This window comes from Bradyrhizobium sp. BWC-3-1, assembly GCF_032917965.1.
Taxonomy (GTDB): domain Bacteria; phylum Pseudomonadota; class Alphaproteobacteria; order Rhizobiales; family Xanthobacteraceae; genus Bradyrhizobium; species Bradyrhizobium canariense_D.
In genome coordinates this window covers 8,587,937-8,604,313 of the sequence record NZ_CP136625.1, presented here as the reverse complement: position 1 = coordinate 8,604,313, position 16,377 = coordinate 8,587,937, and the positions used below count along the sequence as shown (strand labels likewise).

The following is a 16,377-nucleotide window of genomic DNA, read 5'->3' as shown; positions in this document are numbered from 1 at the left end:
GCGCTAAACCGCCCTCAGCGACATCAATGCCCGGCGGTGTTCATGGCCGCAGCATTGTTCAGCACGATCAGGGCATCGACGGCGACGCCTGTTTTGGCATTGATCAGGAACGGATTGACGTCGATCGAGGCGATCCGGTCGCCAGCATCCGCGATCAGGTTGGACAGGCCGACCAGCGCCTTCACCGCGGAGGCCTCGTGCAAGGCCGGTTTGCCCCGATAGCCGCGCATCTTGATACCGGCCTTGGTGCGGCCGATCAGGAGTCGAGCCTCAGCCTCGTCCAGCGGCGCGCCGGCGAGCGCGACGTCCTTCATCAGCTCGATGTCGATGCCGCCGGTGCCGAACAGCACGACCGGGCCCATCTCGGCATCGAGGGAGGCGCCGACCACCAGTTCCAGATCTGCCTTCACCTGTTGCGCGATCAGGATGCCGTCGAGCTTCGGCTTGCCCTTCAGCTTGCTCACCCGCGCGGTGATGTCGGCGAACGCCTTCTTCACCGCGGCCGGGTTGTTGAGATTCAGCACCACGCCGCCGATATCTGATTTGTGCAGGATCTCGGCGCTGACGACTTTGGCCACGACGGGGAAGCCGATCTGCTTGGCGATTTTCACGGCCTCGGCTGCCGTCTGTGCGATTGCCTCCTTCGAGATCGGGATGCCATAGGCCTTCAGCAGCTTCTTGGAGGCGACCTCGTCGAGCGCGGCGCCAATTGCCGATTTCAGCGCCTTCTCAAGCACGGCGCGCGCTGCAGGCTTCGAGCTGGAGACGATATCAGGCACTTCCTTGCGCAGCTTGGCGTAGTCGAGCAGCGACTTGATCGCAGTCACCGCGCGATCCATGCCCTGCATGACCGCGAGATGCGGCAGCGACTTGCGCAAGGTCTTGGTGAACTCCGTGAAGCCGATCGACATCGCGCTGATATAGATCACCGGCTTGCCGGCCCGGCTCGCCATCTCGTCGACGATGCGCAGATTGCGCTCGCGCAGCTCGTGCGGCGCTTTCGGCAGCTCGGCATCGATGATGACGATGTCGATATCGGGGTCGTCGATCATCAGCCCGATCGATTTCATGTAGACGGAGGGATCGACCACCGCGGCAAAGCCGGCGTCGAGCGGGTTGCCGACGATCGAGCCCGGCCCGAGCATCTTTGCCAGCTCCGAGCCGACATGCGAGCTGAGTGGTGCAAAATTCAGGCCTTCTGCATCGAAGGCGTCGATCAGCATGCCGCGCTTGCCGCCGGATAGCGTCACTGCGGCGAGCCGGTCGCCCCTGGGCACTGCGGCGTGGACGAAACATTCGGTGGTCTCGATCAGCTCGTCGAGCCCGCCGACCCTGATGACCCCTTCGCGCGTTGCAATGGCGTCGAAGGTCTCGATCGAGCCCGCGAGCGCGCCGGTATGTGCCATCGCCGCCGCGCGGCCGCCCTCGGACGCTCCGAGCTTGAGCGCGATCACCGGTTTGCTCGCGGCGCGCGCCGCCTTGCAGGCGTCCCGGAATGCCTTGGTGTTGCGCACGCCTTCGAGGTAGACCACGATCACCTTGATGCTAGGATCCTCGGCGAAATAGCGCATCAGGTCCGGCGTCTCGAGCCCTGCCTCGTTGCCGGTCGTCACCATGTAGCCGACCCCGACGCCGCGATCTTCCAGGGCCTGGCGGATCGCCATGACGATGGCGCCGGATTGCCCGGCAATCGCCACCGCGCCCTGTTCCATGGTGACGATACGGTCGTCGATATTGGTGAAGAGCTTTTCGCCCGCGCTCAAATTGCCGAGGCAGTTCGGGCCGGTGACCGCCAATCCCGTCTCGCGCACGGCCGCTTGCAGTTCGGCGGCGAGCTTCTGGCTTTCCTCGTCCTGCAACTCGCTGAAGCCCGAGGTGACGATGGTGGCCGAGCGCGCGCCGGCCGCGGCGGCATCGCGGATCACCTGCACGGCAAAGCGCGCCGGCACCAGCACCAGCACGTGGTCGGGCTTCTCCGGGAGGCTTGCAAAGTCCTTGTAGCAGGGGACACCCCAGATGGTGTCGCGCTTGGAATTGACGGGATAGAGCCCGCCCTCGTAGCCGTATTTGACCAAATTGTTCCAGATGCGCTCGGCATAGTTGCCGGGCTTGTCGGTCGCGCCCACCAGCACGATGTTGCGCGGATGCAGCATGGCGTGGATGCCCTTGACGATGTCGCTGGCATCGGGCGGCGGAGACCATGGGCGCGATGAAGCTGAGGCGGCAGATACGCGAGCTTCCATGGTGTGACCTCACCTGTTGTTCTTGTTGGCGGTGCGTCACTCTGTTCTATGGCGAGTTCTTCGGACTGGCAACCACGTGGGCGGGTATGCCGTGCGGTGGAATGAGCGCGCGCCAAGCCCTGGTGATCGACATTTTGGGATCACTGCTCGCGCCGTGGTTCAGTATCGCAGGATGCCGAGCTTGTAGGCGTAGTGATAGGCCAGCTGCTTCGCCAGATAAGGAGCGATGGCGCGCCGGATCTGCATCTGTGTCGGTTCGAAGCCGAGAATGCGTCGCCGCAGGATGCCCATCTCCCTGACGCCGACCGCATAGGTCGATGCCGTCTTTTGTGCGTCATGGATTCGGAAGCAGGCGAGAAATCGCGGCAAGCGTGCAAATTTGAATCCTGCGGCTTGCGCCCGCAGGATGAAGTCCCAGTCCATCGCGTAGTGTAAGCTCTCGTCGATCGGCCCGATCCTGTCCCATACGCGCTTGCGCCAGAACATCGTCTCTTGCGGAATGTAGTCGGCATATCGCAACGCCTTGCCGTCATGAGGCGGCAGCACGGCGCGGCCGACCTCGAGTCCCTCGCGATCGATGAAGACGCGATGGCCGTAGACGACGTCGACACGCGGATGTGCGATGAAGTAATTTGCGACATACGCAAGTGTCCCGGGCAGCAGCACGTCGTCGCTGTTGAGATAGGCCATGATCTCGCTCTCGGCGCCGACGAAGCCGAGATTGATGGCGCTGGATTGCCCCTTGTCCGGTTCGCTGCTCCAGCTCAGGCTATCGCCGCGCCTCTTCAGGAGATCGAGCGTGCCGTCGATCGAGGCGCCGTCCTGCACGTGATAATACAGGTCCGGATAGTTCTGGCTGACGATGCTGTCGATCGTGGCGCCGAGATATTGCGCATGGTTGTAGCTCGGAGTGACCATCGCGATTCTGGGCGCGCCCGGATGGATCGCAGGAGCTCGCGGGAAAGCCGTCAGGTTGAGCAGGCGCGGCGGATATTGCTCGAAGGTCCACATCGGCGGGCGGCGCCAGAGGCTCCGAAGCGAGGAGCGTCTTTGCCCGGCGGCGATAAGATCCTGGTTCCTCTCCAGGAGCGCGACGCGGCTTTCCAGCTGTTCGAGACGCTGCCTGAACTCCTCATCCATCACCGTCTTCTCGCAAATTACAGCGGAAATGCTCAATAGGCCATTCTGATGGGTCTGCGGTCGACGGCGCCGGTTCAGGGGTTCCATCGAGCGGCATTGTCCCTACAGGTCGGGCGGATTCAAGAGGGGGGTGCGGATCGATTGCGAACCGCTATTCATCAGTGCCGATCAGGGTAGCATGCAGGATGTAGCGCTCGGGGCCGGACGCGACGGCGTTGAACGGCCAGCAGGTCGCGAGCACGAGTTCGGCTGCCCGTGCCGCAGGATCGATCCCCGAGGCATCGAAGCGAACCACAGCGGAGGAATCCGCGCGAAAACGAAAGTGCTTGCCATCACTGCGTGTGACGTCGATCAGGTCACCAATGGCGACATTCCGCAGGAAACGGAAATGAGTGTCGCGGTGCGCTGCATATACGGCAACGCCCCGCTCGCCCGCGTCAGCCGTTTGGCGGATATGGCCGGGCCCGAAAGCGAGCGCCTGGCCGCTCGCGCCTTCCAGTACGATCGCGCGGGCGCCGATCCGCCTCACCTCGATTCGCGCAACCGGCCAAGTATCGGCCCATGACCATGGCCTGACCACCTCGCCGGTCGCAACGCTCTGGTCGAATGCGCGCTCCAGCAGCACCTGCGCGAGCCATGCTTTGGCATGGATGTAGGCGCCGTCGCCGAACAGGATGATGCCGATCAGGGCGAGAGCGAGGGGAGAGATGATGCGCGGCATTGTACTAATTCCCGTCATTGCGGGGAGCGAAGCGACGAAGCAATCCAGACTGTCTCCGTGGATGAGTTTCTGGATGCTTCGCTTGCAATGACGAAGGTGAGAGGGCGAGTTCAAAAAGGCGCGCGCGGCCGTTGGTGTGTGGGACGGGCAGCCGCGCGCGCTAACAGAGGAGTTCGGGGGGCTCCTCTCTCAAGCGGCGTCAGTGAGCAAGGACTGACGCCGCTTGAACACGAACAGGATCAGGGCGAGCACGACCAGGATCAGGCCTGCGGTCATTTTCAGCTCGGCCGAGGTCGCGGTCTTGGGCAGGCGGATCGCATCCGGTGCAGCGGGCGTCGGTCGCCTCGTGGCCGGCTGGTTGCGTGCATCGGCGTGACGCTCGCGGAGCTGCGCTGGGACCTGCTGTCGTTCGCCAAAGACCTTCGCGAAATCCCAACCGGCCGGCAGGTTGATCGGCAATTCGCTGGGCTTGAGCGGCTCGCCTTCGGGACGGCTCGGCGTCTTGTCGACCGCGACGAGGCTGGTGAGCCGCGTGACGATCTGATGGTCGAGCGCCAGTGCCAGGATTGCCTTGTCCGAGTCTTCGGGCGTCATTTCGCGCAGGGTGCGCGCCACTTCGGCATCGGCGATCTTGCGCTTGGCCCAAAGCTTCGACAGGCCGTTGCCTTCGGCCGTATTTTGCAGCGGCAGCGTCACCGACCATGGGCGGTCACCGACGCGGCCCTTGATTTCGACCGAGCCCGCAACCGTGTCGAGCTTTGCCGCCAGCACCAGCGGCTCGTCGCGATAGACGTCGGGAATGATCGTCGGTGTGACGTCGGCCTTCGCTTCGGAGAACTTTACGCTCAGCCCGGTCACGGCCGGGTTCTCGAGCTTGGCAAACAGGCCGCGCATACGCTCCTCGACCTGCTCGACGGAGCCGATATGGGTGAAGGCACCGCGGCCGAGCTCGGCGGCGCGCGTCATCAGATAGGTGTTGGGCGCCGACCCGATGCCGACCATGAACACGCGCGAGCGGCCGCGCATCGCCGTGATCGTTTCGAACAATTGCTGCTCGTTGCCGATCGCACCGTCGGTCAGGAATACGACCTGGCGAACCATGCCGGCGTCGCCAAGCTTGTCGGTCAGCGCGGCCCGCATCGCCGGCACCATCTCGGTGCCGCCACGCGCCTGCAGCGCGCTGACGAACGAGGTGGCTTCACCGACACGCTCGGCATCCGCCGCGACGGAGACCGGAAACAGCACGTCCATGGTATCGTCGAAACGGATGACGTTGAAACGGTCGGTCGGCTGGAGACGGGAGAGCGCGTAGGTGAGGCTCGCCTTGGCCTGAACGATCGACGTGCCGCCCATCGAGCCGGAATTGTCGATCACGAATATCACCTCGCGCGGCCGCGGCTTCTGCGTCGCCTGCTCGGCGGCGGGCGGGGTGACAAAGGCAAGCAAATAATCGGCGTCGCCGACGCGCTCGCGAAATAAGCCGACCGACGGCGCCTTCACGGCCGCTGGCTTCCAGGTCAGTTCGAAATCGCGGTCGGCAGCCACGGCACCGTCGGCAAGCGAGACGATTCGCATCGTATTGTCCGGGCTCGCGACCTTGACGTTATGATGGGGGCTCGTGACCTCGCCGAGCGCAAAGCCGGCGTTCAGACGCACCGTGATGCTGGTCGGATTGACCGGTGCATTCCTGGCGGGATCCAGCACGGGCGGCGAGATGCGGTCGCGGTCCGGCACCGGGTCCGAGTTGGTCGCGCCCCAGCCGGAGCCATCGTTGCGGAAATCGACGCTCTGGACGATCGGCGCCGGATTGTAGCGCGGCCCGACCACCAGCGGCAGGCGCAGCGAATATTCGTTGCCGGATTGATGCACCGGCTCCTGATATTCGATCTGCACCAGCACGGTTTCGCCAGGGCCGATATTGGCGACCGAGTTGGTGAAGATGTTCGGCCGCTCCTGCTCGGTGAGCGCGGCCTTCTGGCCGGCGCGGCGCGCCTCTTCGTAGATCATGCGCGCCTGTTGCCGCTCCTTGATGTCCCCGACGATGACGCGGTTGCCGACCACCATCTTCAGCGAATCGACGGCGCCGTCCGCGGGGAGCGGATAGACATAGGTCGCCTCGACCCAGTCCTTCGTCGGGTTGCGAAAGATTTGGGTGACTCGTGCTCGCAGTGTCGGGCCCGACACCGTGATGTCGACGTCGATGCCGAGGCGGATCGCTTCCGTGTAGGCGCCATCCTCCTTGAGGAGGAGAGAACCGGATTTGGCATCGCCGGGCTGGAGCAGGCTGGCCTGCTCCGTCGTCGCCGACCAGCCCGGCTCGAAGCTCACCAGCAGGGCCACGAAGGCGACCAGCATCACCGCGATGCCCTGCGCCAGAAGGAACAGTCCGACCACGATCAGTCTGCCCAGCCAAGGGTGTTCGTTGCTGTCCGTCGTGTCAAAAGTATCCATTTGGCCTGCTCCCGAGCATGTTTGCTGGCCCCGAGCATCCGCCGGGACGGCCCGATTTCGCGAGCAGAATGATCGGCAATGTTCCGCCACGGCCGGCCCGGCCGGCCGCCTCCGAGATGGCGAAGTGCGGTTTTGTGCTGGTTTGTCCGTCCTGCTAGGATGTCGTCCTGGAGCAGGGCCACGATGCAGACGCAGGACAAATTCACCGACAAGCAGCTGTCGGACGAGCAGAGCCGCGAGATCGCGGAGACCATTCGCGAGGAGCTCGCCAGGCGCCGGATCTCCCGGCAGGCGCTGGCCGAGCAGGCCAAGCTCAGCCTGTCGACGCTGGAGAAGGTGCTCGGCGGCCGACGGCCGTTCACGCTGGCGACCACGGTGCGGCTGGAGCAGGCGCTGGGCGTCTCCCTGCGCAGAAGCGCCGCCGTAGTGACGCCTCCGGCCGCAAACGATGTCGCGCCCGACAGCCTCGGCTCCTATGCCCATCGCGCGGTGACGTGGCTCGAGGACGTCTACATCACGCTGCGACCGTCGTTCGGCGACAAGGACGCGATCTTCGCCTACCGCACCGAGATCGTCTGGGAGCCGAAGGTCTCTTCACTGGTGTTCCGCGAGGGCGAGCGGACCGATGCCGCCTATGAACACACCGGCGAGGTCGCCGTGCCGCATCAGTCCGGCTTCATCTATCTCGTCATCATCAAGCACGGCCAGCATCGCGTGATCACTGTGTCGCGGCCGACGGTCGCCGGCGAGATGTACGGGATCATCTCGACGCTCCGCGCCGGTCCCGGCTCGCAGCTGACGCCGATCGCAGCGCCGATCGCTTATGTGCCGCTCCGAAACTTCGCGAAGCCCTCGCTGGGTCGGGTCGCGCCCGGCGATGCTAACCACGAATTGTACCAAAGGCTTCTGCGCCGAACGGTGGAAGAATCGTTCGCGCTGTTTCTGTCGGTATAGCCCGCAAGAAATTATCCGGAATGACGAGCATGCGTCTATAAGGGGACATGCAGGACGCGTCCGCACTCTACGACGGCAAATCTCCGCTGTTCTCAATCATTATCCCGCTCGAATCTCACCGCGGGCAGTGGGAGATGTCCTGGCTCGGCTGGACGTCGCAAACTGCCGACACATCGCTCTACGAGATCATTCTGGTCGTGCCTCCGGATTTCACGGCACGCGAGCAGTTGAAGGCGCTGGCCGGCAACAGGGCTCGCCTCGAATTCACCGATTCCGAACACGACATCGGGCTCTGCGCATTCGGCGCGACGAAGGCGCGCGGCAGCTATCTGTTCTTCACGGAATCGCACTGCCGGCCCGAACCCGACGTGATCGAACTCTGCATTCGCGCGATCGATGCTCATCCCGATTGGGCCGGCTTTTCCTGCCGTTCGATCCCGATCTGCCATAACCGGTTATCCGTGGCAGAGGCCGCCATGTACCAGGCCGACATCGAGTTCGGTATGAAGCAGCATCCCTGGCGCAAGGTCCTGGATCAGTGTTTCGTGACGCGGCACGACGTCTACCGGGAATGCGGCGGCCTGCGCGAGGAGCTCGGTCATTTCGCCGAATGGGTGCTCGCCGCCGCCTATCACGCGAGAGGTCATTCCATCGGCTATCTCGAGGAGGCGCGCTTCCATCACTACTATGTCGGTGAGATCGGCGAGCTGAAGCAATTCACGCTCGACTTCGTGCAAGGCGAGATTCGCTATCTGAGCGAGGCCCGCAACGATGCCGGCAGCGAGCTGCTCGACATTCCGGTCGAGTGGAGCTCGCGGAGCGAGGCCGGCGCGTCGCTCGCCCGCAATGCACTGAACGCGCTCCTGCGCTCCAGCCTCGGTGACGGCGGGGGAGGGCCTGGCGAGAAATGGCTGGCGGTATGGCGTTGGGCCGTGCCGGCGCTGCTCGGCGGTCTCGGCGCGCGCGGTTTCGCGCGGCTGGCGGCATGGCACGCGCGGGCCGTGCTGGTCGCTGTGACGGCCGCCGGATCGAGCGATGCGATCGCGCGATGGATGCGGCGATACATCGCCGCGCTGATCCGGCATCAGAGGCTCGATTGCATTCACCGTCTCGGACGAGATGCGGGACCTGTTGACGGGCTCCTTGGTGAGCGCGTTGTCGCGCAGATCGGATTCCATGCCGAAGAGTTCTCTGCCGGTCACACTTTCCGCTGGAGCGAACCAGAGGCAGCCGTGCGCATCAAGGGGAAGCCGGGCCGCACCATTGTCCGCGTTCGAAGCCCCGCACTTCGCGCACCGCTAGATACGATAGACACGCGATTCTATGTCGATGGCACGGCCATCCGCCCCGAAGCGGTCGTGACCGGTTGTGACAGCTACACACTGAGCCTCGATCTGCCGCCGTCAGGCATCGCCACCCTCGCCTGGGCATGCCCCATGTTCAGGGGCGTCGGCGATTCGCGTCGTCTCGGCCTGCCGATCGCGGGCATCGACGTCGGCGACGACATGATCGAGGTTGAAAGCGCGGGAACAGCGCCGTCGCTTGCTGGAAAAGAATAGCGGCCCTTCGGCCGCTATTCGGTCGATTCAGGCTGTTGCTCTCAGTCGAACTAGCCGCCCGTTTCGGCGCTGATGATATCGCCGAACAGTTCCCACTGGCCCTTCTTGAACCGCCACATCTTGAGCTGCTCGATCGGCGCGAAGTCCGTGGCGGAGGTGTTGATCTTGATGCCCGGGATCAGTGTGTCGGGCACGAAGTCCTTGAGGCTCGCTGCCTGCTTCATCACATTCTCACGGGTCAGATTGTCGCCCGCCTGCTTCAGCACCTGCACCATGGTCTGGGCTGCGGCATAGGCGTAAACCAGATTGGCGTCCGAAATATTTGCACCGGGTATGTATTTGTCGACGAAGACCATGAACTTCTTCATGCCCTCATCATCCTTCCACTGCGGATCCGACGCATCCTTCAGATAACCAGCCGACAGCACCCCTTCGGATGCCTCGAGTCCGGCAGGCTTCATCACCGCGCCGATGGACACCGAGACATCGGTCATGAGATGCATCGGCTTCCACTCAAGCTCCGCGATCTTCTTGATCGCCTGCGCCGCGAATTTCGGCGTGGCGATGTTCACGAAGACATCGGCGCCGGTGCCCTTGAGCTTGACGATATGAGCATCGATCGAGGGTTCCGACGTCTCGTAGCTCTCTTCGGCCACGATCAGTTTCGATGCCTTGTCACCGAACACGTCCTTGATGCCGGCGAGGTAGTCCTTGCCGAAATCGTCGTTGGCATAAAAAATCGCGACCTTCGCGTCCGGCTTCTCCTTCAGAATATACTTCGCGAAGATCTGTGCCTCGACGCGGTAGCTGGGCTGGAAGCCCATCGTCCAGGGAAAGTTCTTCGGGTCATTCCACTTGCTGGCGCCTGTGGCGAGGAACAGCTGCGGCACCTTCTTGGAATTGTGATACTTCTGCACGGCGGTCTGGGTCGGCGTGCCCAGCGCGTTGAACACCAGGAAGACCTCGTCGCTCTCGATCAGCTTGCGGATCTGCTCAACGGTCTTAGGCGGCGAGTAGCCGTCGTCGTAGGAGATCCAATTGATCTTTCGGCCGTTGATGCCGCCCTGATCGTTGATCATCTTGAAATAGGCTTCCTCGGTCTTGCCGATGACGCCGTAGGCGGAAGCCGGGCCGGAATAGGCCTCGACATTGCCGATCTTGATCTCGGTGTCGGTGACGCCGGTGTCGTACGCCTTTTGCGCATACGCGGTTTGGGCTGTCAGCAGCACCAACGCCGTTGCTGCGGCGAGCAGGGAGAGTTTCTTGTTCATGAAAATTCCTTGGCTTTTCTGGGTTGGAACACGCACGTCAAAAAGAAAAGTGCCCGCGAGAGGGGCGCTTTGATCAGGCGTTGGCGGCTTTCTTGTCGACTTCCGAGGCGCCCAAGAATTCCTTGCGCAAGGTCGGCTTGTGGATCTTGCCGGTGGCGTTGCGGGGTAACGCATCGACGAAGCGGACCTGGCGTGGACATTTGAAGCGCGCGAGATTCGCCGCGCAGTGCGCGAAGACATCTGTCTCGGTCAACCGCTGGCCGGGCTTGGCCGCGACGATGGCGAGGCCAACCTCGCCCCATTGCGGATCGGGAATGCCGATCACGGCGGCTTCCGCGATAGCGTCGAGTTGGTGCAGGACGTTCTCGACCTCGGCCGGATAGACGTTCTCGCCACCGGAAATGTACATGTCCTTCCAGCGGTCGACGATGTAATAAAAACCTTCCTCATCGACGCGTGTCGCGTCGCCCGTGTGCAGCCAGCCATCGGTGAACGACGTCTTGTTCGCCTCCGGCCTGTTCCAGTAGCCGGGCGTAATGTTCGGTCCCTTGACCCAGAGCTCGCCGAGTTCGCCGACATCGGCGTCGCCGCCGTCAGGACGCACGATGCGCACTTCAGTGTGCAGCACCGGCTTGCCGGCGGAGCCGGCTTTCCGTGCCGCATCCTCGCGGTCGAGCACCAGCACGGCCGGCGAGGTCTCGGTCATGCCGTAGCCCTGCTGGAGTGCGACGCCACGCGCCTCCCACACCTTGAGCAGCGGCACCGGCATTGGTGCGCCGCCGACACCTCCCACGATCAACCGGCCGAGGTCGGTGGTCGCGAACGCCGGATGCTGGGCCATGAACTGGTAGATCGCGGGCACGCCGAAGAACACGTTGATGCCCTGTGCGGGATCGTTGATCAGGCCGAGCGCCGTGCCGGGATCGAAGGCGCGCATGATCATCACGGTGCCGCCGGCGTGCAGCACCGGATTGGTGTAGCAATTCAGGCCGCCGGTGTGGAACAGCGGCAGCACGGTGAGCAGCACCGAGGACGGCCCGATGCAGGCGGGGCCGCCGAGATTGACGCAATTCCAGAAGGTCATGCCATGGGTGATGGTGGCGCCCTTGGGATGACCCGTTGTGCCCGAGGTGTACATGATGGTCGAGACGTCATCGAGGGTCACCTCCTCGATTTTCTCGAGTGGCTTTGCGGCGGCGATGCCGGCCTCATAAGTCCCGCTGGGGCCAAGCAGCAGGCTCGTCGCAATGCCGCAGAGCCTTGCCACGGCCAGCGCCGTTTCGGCGAGATCGGTGTCGTGGATCATCACCTTCGGCGCGCAATCTGCGGTGATGAACTGGAGTTCGGGAACGGTGAGGCGGGTGTTCAGCGGCACGAAGATCGCACCTAACCGCCCGCAGGCGAATTGCACCTCCAGCGTATCGGTCGTGTTCAGCGCCAGCACCGCGACCCGCTCGCCGCGCGAGACTTTCAGCGCATGGCGCAGAAATGACGCGAGACGCGAGATGCGCGCGTCGAGCTGCGCATAGGTAAAGCGGCGCTCGCTCGCGAGGTCTATCACCGCAATCTTGTTCGGTGTGCGGCGGCCATGGTGGGCGATCCAGTCGTAGTAACGAACGGCCAAGAATTCCTCCCTCGGCGGACTTGTGCCGCCCGCGTCCCTATTGCCATGCACCATGCCCGGCATGGCCCAAGGGCCAGCCGGAGTTTGTGCACCATCCTTTTTTTGATCCGGAGTTGGCGCGCGAGCGATGAAAATCGTCTTGCGTTGAGTTGCTAGAGCGAGCTTGCTTGGAGCGGGGCTCGGCCAGCCACTCCGCGCAAGTGAGCCGCCAAGGTTCCGGCCATGGTGGACGAGACGAATCCGCCAGCAAGGCGAGAGTGCGATGATGAGCCCGTTCTATACCGCCGAGCATGACGCCTTTCGCGAGGTGATGCGCCGCTTCGTCGACAAGGAGATTGCGCCCTTCGCCCACGAGTGGGATGAGGCCGGTGAATTCCCCCGCGCGCTCTATCGCAAGGCGGCCGAGATCGGGCTCTTGGGACTCGGTTTCCCCGAGGAATATGGCGGGATCGCCGCCGACCAGTTCATGAGGATCGTCGCCAGCCAGGAGCTGGCGCGGGCTGGCGCCGGCGGTGTCAGCGCCAGCTTGATGAGCCATACGATCGGTTCGCCGCCGGTCGCGCGGGCCGCGCGCCCCGAGGTGAAGGCGCGCGTGCTGCCTCAGGTGCTCGCGGGTGAGAAAATCTCCGCGCTCGCGATCACCGAGCCGGGCGGCGGCTCTGATGTCGCGGGCCTCCGCACCAAGGCGCGGCGCGACGGAGATCACTACGTCGTGAGCGGCGAGAAGACCTTCATCACATCCGGGATGCGTGCCGACTATTTGACCGTTGCGGTGCGCACCGGCGGCGAGGGCGCCGGCGGCGTCAGCCTGCTCCTGATCGAGGGGGATACGCCCGGCCTGTCCCGGACAAAGCTGAAGAAGATGGGCTGGTGGGCCTCCGACACCGCGACCCTGCATTTCGACGAGTGCCGCGTACCGGCGGAAAACCTGATCGGCGAGGAAGGCCAGGGGTTCAAGATCATCATGCGGAATTTCAACAGCGAGCGCATGGGCATGGCGGCGGGCTGCACCGCGTTCGCGCGCGTCTGCCTCGACGAGGCCATTGCCTACGCCAAGGAGCGCAAGACCTTCGGCAAGCCGCTCGCGCAGCACCAGGTGATCCGCCACAAGATCGTCGACATGGCGCAGAAGGTCGCCGCATCGCAAGCGATGCTGGAGATGCTGGCCTGGCGGCTGGAGCAGGGCGAAAGCCCGGTCGCCGAAATCTGCATGATGAAGAACCAGGCGACCCAGACGATGGCGTTCTGCGCCTCGGAAGCGGTGCAGATTTTTGGCGGCGCCGGCTTCATGCGCGGCATCAAGGCCGAGCGCATCTACCGTGAGGTCAAGGTCAACGCGATCGGCGGCGGCACCGAGGAGATCATGAAGGATCTCGCGTCGCGGCAGATAGGGTTGTGACCTCTTTCTCCGTCATGGCCGGGACGAGCCCGGCCATGACGAGCACCTCAGAGATACCAAGAACTGGGCTAATTAAGATGCTGTTCACCGCCGACCACGACGAGATCCGCCGTTCCTTGCAAAAATTCATTGCCAACGAGATCAATCCGCATGTCGATGAATGGGAGAAGGCCGACATCTTCCCGGCGCACGAGCTGTTCAGGAAGATGGGCAGGCTCGGCTTTCTCGGGCTGAACAAGCCGGTCGAATTCGGCGGCTCCGGCCTCGACTATTCCTATGCGCTGATGATGGCGGAGGAACTCGGCGCGATCAATTGCGGCGGCGTGCCGATGGCGATCGGGGTGCAGACCGACATGGCGACTCCTGCGCTGGCGCGGTTCGGCTCCGATGAAGTGCGGCGCGAATTCCTGGCGCCCTCGATCTCTGGCGACTATGTGGCCTGCATTGGCGTCTCGGAGCCCGGCGCGGGTTCTGACGTGGCCTCGATCAAGACCAATGCGCGCGGGGACGGCGACGATTACGTCATCGATGGTGGCAAGATGTGGATCACCAACGGCACCCAGGCCGACTGGATCTGTCTGCTCGCCAATACGGGCGACGGGTCCGTTCACCGCAACAAATCGCTGATCTGTGTGCCCATGAAGACCAAGGGCGTCACGGTCGCGCGCAAGCTCGACAAGATGGGCATGCGTTCCTCCGACACCGCGCAGATCTTCTTCGACAATGTCCGCGTGCCCAAGCGCAACCGGATCGGCGAGGAGGGCAAGGGCTTTACCTACCAGATGATCCAGTTCCAGGAGGAGCGGCTCTGGGGTGCGGCCGCCTGCCTGAAGGCGCATGAATACATTATCAACGAGACCATCGAATACACCCGCAATCGCAAGGCCTTTGGGAAGTCGATCCTCGACAACCAGGTCGTTCATTTCAAGCTCGCGGAGATGCAGACCGAGGTCGAGCTGTTGCGCGCGCTGATCTACTGTGCCGGAGAGGCGCTTGTGGCGGGCGAGGATGTCACGAAACTTGCGACCATGGCCAAGCTGAAGGCCGGGCGACTCGGCCGCGAGCTTACCGACGCCTGCTTGCAATATTGGGGTGGAATGGGCTTTACCAACGAGACGCCGGTCAGCCGTGCCTATCGCGACAGCCGTCTGACATCGATCGGCGGCGGCGCCGACGAGGTCATGCTGATGGTCCTGTGCAAGATGATGGGGACGCTGCCCGGCAGCAAAGGAAGTTCCTGATGATCACGCTCTATCACTGCGACGCCGCGCGCTCATTCCGTCCGCTCTGGATGCTGGAGGAGATGGGGCTGCCCTACGAGCTCAAGATGCTGCCGTTCCCGCCGCGGGTCTTCGCCAAGGAGTATCTCGCGCTCAATCCGCTGGGCACGATTCCCTTCATGGTCGACGGCGAGACGAAAATGACCGAGTCCTCCGGCATCTGCCACTATCTCGGCATCAAGCATGGACCGACGCCACTGATGGTCGGACCCGAAGATCCCGCCTATGGCGCGTTCGTGAACTGGATGTATTTCAGCGACGCCACGTTAACCTTCCCGCAGACGCTGGTGCTCCGATACACCCAGCTCGAGCCGGAAGAGCGCCGCAATCCGCAGGTCGCCGGCGACTATGCCAAATGGTTCTTGGGCCGCCTGCGCGCCGTCGAGGCAGCCACCGCAAATACCGAGGCCTTGTGCGCGGGCCGCTTCACTGCCGCCGACATCGTGATCGGTTACGCGCTCCGCCTCGCCGATACTATCGGGCTTGCCAAGGATTTTGGGCCAAATGTCGCAGCCTATTGGGCACGCTTGCAGCAACGGGATGGTTTCAAGCGCGCGGTTGCTGCGGAGCAACAGGCCGGCGTCGAGCAGAACGTGGCGCCAAGGGTGAGGGCCTGATTGTCGTTCTGGCGAAAGCCGGGACGGCCATGTTGCCGGGAGTTCCGGGTCGTCGGGACTGCCGCTGTTTTGCGCTTCATGATAGCGCTATCCCGCCGTGACAGCGCCCAGATTTCCGCTAAGGTGACCTCCGTCCGCAGCGGCCAAAGAGCCGCGCGAGGAGGATCCCAATGGAAGATAACGGTCGCGAATCCGACCATTTGATGCTGATCACGCCGGAGCGGGTATTCTATGCCGGCCTGCTCGGCCGCCCCCGCAAGCGGACGCCCGGCTGCTGCCATGTCTATGTCGCGGTGAAGGGCAGTCTGCATCTGACGATCGATGATGCGCTCGCCACCGGCGAGCTGTTCGTTACCCTACCGAACCAGCGGCATTCCATTGCGAGCGACTACCGCACCGCGATCAGCGTGACGCTGGAGCCGGAGAGCATGCCCGATGGCGTGATCGAGGTCCTGGCCGAGCGGCTCACCGGACCCGACAGGGCCGTCTATGCCCGCAAGATCCTCGCCGCCTACACGCTGCTGCGCCAGCGTCGCTACGGCGACATCACCACCGCCGAATTCGACCAGATGTGTTTTGGCGAGGCGCTGCCGCGCCGCGTGCTCGACCCCCGCGTGACGCGTGCGGTCGCCCGTATCGGCCGCTTCACGGGCGAACCCGTGACGGCGGACACATGCGCGGCGGAGGCCGGACTTTCCGCTTCGCGCTTCCTGCATCTGTTCAAGGAAGAGACCGGCATCTCGTTCCGCTCCTTCCGCGCCTGGAAGCGGGCGCGTCACCTGCTGCACTTCGCCAACCAGGACCTCAACCTCGCCCATCTCGCGCAGGACATCGGCTATCCCGACTCCACCCATTTCAGCCACTCGATCCGCCGCTTCTACGGCCTGAAGCCGCGCGCGATCTTCGTCGGCTCGCGCGATCTCGCGATCTATCGCAGCAGCGAGACCGTGAGGCTGGCGGAGGCGAGCTAGCGTCGTCTCGTAGGGTGGGCAAAGCGAAAGCGTGCCCACCATCTTCGCGAGGTATTGAGAGATGGTGGGAACGGCGCAAGAGCGCCTTTGCCCACCCTACGGTTTATCGCCTTTTTCCAGCTTCTCCGCGCAAGAAGCCGCCTGCCG

Annotated in this window: 12 protein-coding genes; 6 read left to right on the top strand and 6 right to left on the bottom strand. The window is 63.7% G+C overall.

All coding sequences use genetic code 11. The features are described from left to right. Positions 1-23 precede the first annotated feature (23 nt). From RX329_RS41080 to RX329_RS41065, 4 genes are all read right to left on the bottom strand, one after another. On the bottom strand, positions 24-2,243 hold the full coding sequence (locus RX329_RS41080; RefSeq protein WP_085361927.1) for an acetate--CoA ligase family protein: 2,220 nt from the start codon (positions 2,241-2,243) through the stop codon (positions 24-26). A gap of 159 nt (positions 2,244-2,402) precedes the next feature. After that, positions 2,403-3,383, bottom strand: a complete 981-nt coding sequence (locus tag RX329_RS41075) for a glycosyltransferase family 2 protein (RefSeq protein ID WP_085361926.1) — start codon at positions 3,381-3,383, stop codon at positions 2,403-2,405. Between the two features lie 151 nt (positions 3,384-3,534). Then, entirely contained in the window at positions 3,535-4,104 is a 570-nt protein-coding gene (locus tag RX329_RS41070; protein ID WP_085361925.1) for a class GN sortase, read from the bottom strand. A 189-nt stretch (positions 4,105-4,293) separates the two neighbouring features. Further along, on the bottom strand, positions 4,294-6,555 hold the full coding sequence (locus RX329_RS41065; protein WP_085361924.1) for a marine proteobacterial sortase target protein: 2,262 nt from the start codon (positions 6,553-6,555) through the stop codon (positions 4,294-4,296). A 183-nt stretch (positions 6,556-6,738) separates the two neighbouring features. Between RX329_RS41065 and RX329_RS41060 the strand changes: the two genes are divergently transcribed. After that, the gene (locus RX329_RS41060; protein WP_085361923.1) at positions 6,739-7,509 is read left to right on the top strand and encodes a transcriptional regulator; all 771 of its coding nucleotides are present in this window, start codon (positions 6,739-6,741) and stop codon (positions 7,507-7,509) included. A gap of 47 nt (positions 7,510-7,556) precedes the next feature. Further along, positions 7,557-9,068: a glycosyltransferase family 2 protein gene (locus RX329_RS41055; RefSeq protein WP_085361922.1), complete on the top strand. Its 1,512-nt coding sequence runs from the start codon at positions 7,557-7,559 to the stop codon at positions 9,066-9,068. A 50-nt stretch (positions 9,069-9,118) separates the two neighbouring features. On the opposite strand, the gene RX329_RS41050 is transcribed toward RX329_RS41055, so the two are convergent. Both RX329_RS41050 and RX329_RS41045 read right to left on the bottom strand, forming a co-directional pair. Further along, positions 9,119-10,339 carry an ABC transporter substrate-binding protein gene (locus tag RX329_RS41050; RefSeq protein ID WP_085385510.1) on the bottom strand — a complete coding sequence of 407 codons (1,221 nt, stop codon included), beginning with the start codon at positions 10,337-10,339 and terminating at the stop codon, positions 9,119-9,121. Positions 10,340-10,412: 73 nt separating this feature from the next. After that, positions 10,413-11,963 carry a long-chain fatty acid--CoA ligase gene (locus RX329_RS41045; protein ID WP_317245438.1) on the bottom strand — a complete coding sequence of 517 codons (1,551 nt, stop codon included), beginning with the start codon at positions 11,961-11,963 and terminating at the stop codon, positions 10,413-10,415. 262 nt (positions 11,964-12,225) lie between these two features. Between RX329_RS41045 and RX329_RS41040 the strand changes: the two genes are divergently transcribed. The 4 genes from RX329_RS41040 (at position 12,226) to RX329_RS41025 (ending at position 16,230) form a co-directional block, all read left to right on the top strand. Further along, complete coding sequence (locus tag RX329_RS41040; protein ID WP_085361920.1) at positions 12,226-13,362, top strand: acyl-CoA dehydrogenase family protein; 1,137 nt, start codon at positions 12,226-12,228, stop codon at positions 13,360-13,362. A gap of 77 nt (positions 13,363-13,439) precedes the next feature. Beyond that, complete coding sequence (locus tag RX329_RS41035) at positions 13,440-14,603, top strand: acyl-CoA dehydrogenase family protein (RefSeq protein ID WP_085361919.1); 1,164 nt, start codon at positions 13,440-13,442, stop codon at positions 14,601-14,603. Beyond that, the gene (locus RX329_RS41030; protein WP_018455959.1) at positions 14,603-15,259 is read left to right on the top strand and encodes a glutathione S-transferase family protein; all 657 of its coding nucleotides are present in this window, start codon (positions 14,603-14,605) and stop codon (positions 15,257-15,259) included. The genes RX329_RS41035 and RX329_RS41030 overlap by 1 nt, the downstream gene beginning before the upstream one ends. 170 nt (positions 15,260-15,429) lie before the next feature. After that, the gene (locus RX329_RS41025; RefSeq protein WP_018455960.1) at positions 15,430-16,230 is read left to right on the top strand and encodes a helix-turn-helix domain-containing protein; all 801 of its coding nucleotides are present in this window, start codon (positions 15,430-15,432) and stop codon (positions 16,228-16,230) included. Positions 16,231-16,377 lie beyond the last annotated feature (147 nt).

Excerpts from the sequence above, each read along its gene's own strand:
- RX329_RS41080 (WP_085361927.1), bottom strand. The coding sequence starts at position 2,243 with ATGGAAGCTCGCGTATCTGCCGCCTCAGCTTCATCGCGCCCATGGTCT.
- RX329_RS41075 (WP_085361926.1), bottom strand. The coding sequence starts at position 3,383 with ATGGATGAGGAGTTCAGGCAGCGTCTCGAACAGCTGGAAAGCCGCGTC.
- RX329_RS41070 (WP_085361925.1), bottom strand. The coding sequence starts at position 4,104 with ATGCCGCGCATCATCTCTCCCCTCGCTCTCGCCCTGATCGGCATCATC.
- RX329_RS41065 (WP_085361924.1), bottom strand. The coding sequence starts at position 6,555 with ATGGATACTTTTGACACGACGGACAGCAACGAACACCCTTGGCTGGGC.
- RX329_RS41060 (WP_085361923.1), top strand. The coding sequence starts at position 6,739 with ATGCAGACGCAGGACAAATTCACCGACAAGCAGCTGTCGGACGAGCAG.
- RX329_RS41055 (WP_085361922.1), top strand. The coding sequence starts at position 7,557 with ATGCAGGACGCGTCCGCACTCTACGACGGCAAATCTCCGCTGTTCTCA.
- RX329_RS41050 (WP_085385510.1), bottom strand. The coding sequence starts at position 10,339 with ATGAACAAGAAACTCTCCCTGCTCGCCGCAGCAACGGCGTTGGTGCTG.
- RX329_RS41040 (WP_085361920.1), top strand. The coding sequence starts at position 12,226 with ATGATGAGCCCGTTCTATACCGCCGAGCATGACGCCTTTCGCGAGGTG.
- RX329_RS41035 (WP_085361919.1), top strand. The coding sequence starts at position 13,440 with ATGCTGTTCACCGCCGACCACGACGAGATCCGCCGTTCCTTGCAAAAA.
- RX329_RS41030 (WP_018455959.1), top strand. The coding sequence starts at position 14,603 with ATGATCACGCTCTATCACTGCGACGCCGCGCGCTCATTCCGTCCGCTC.
- RX329_RS41025 (WP_018455960.1), top strand. The coding sequence starts at position 15,430 with ATGGAAGATAACGGTCGCGAATCCGACCATTTGATGCTGATCACGCCG.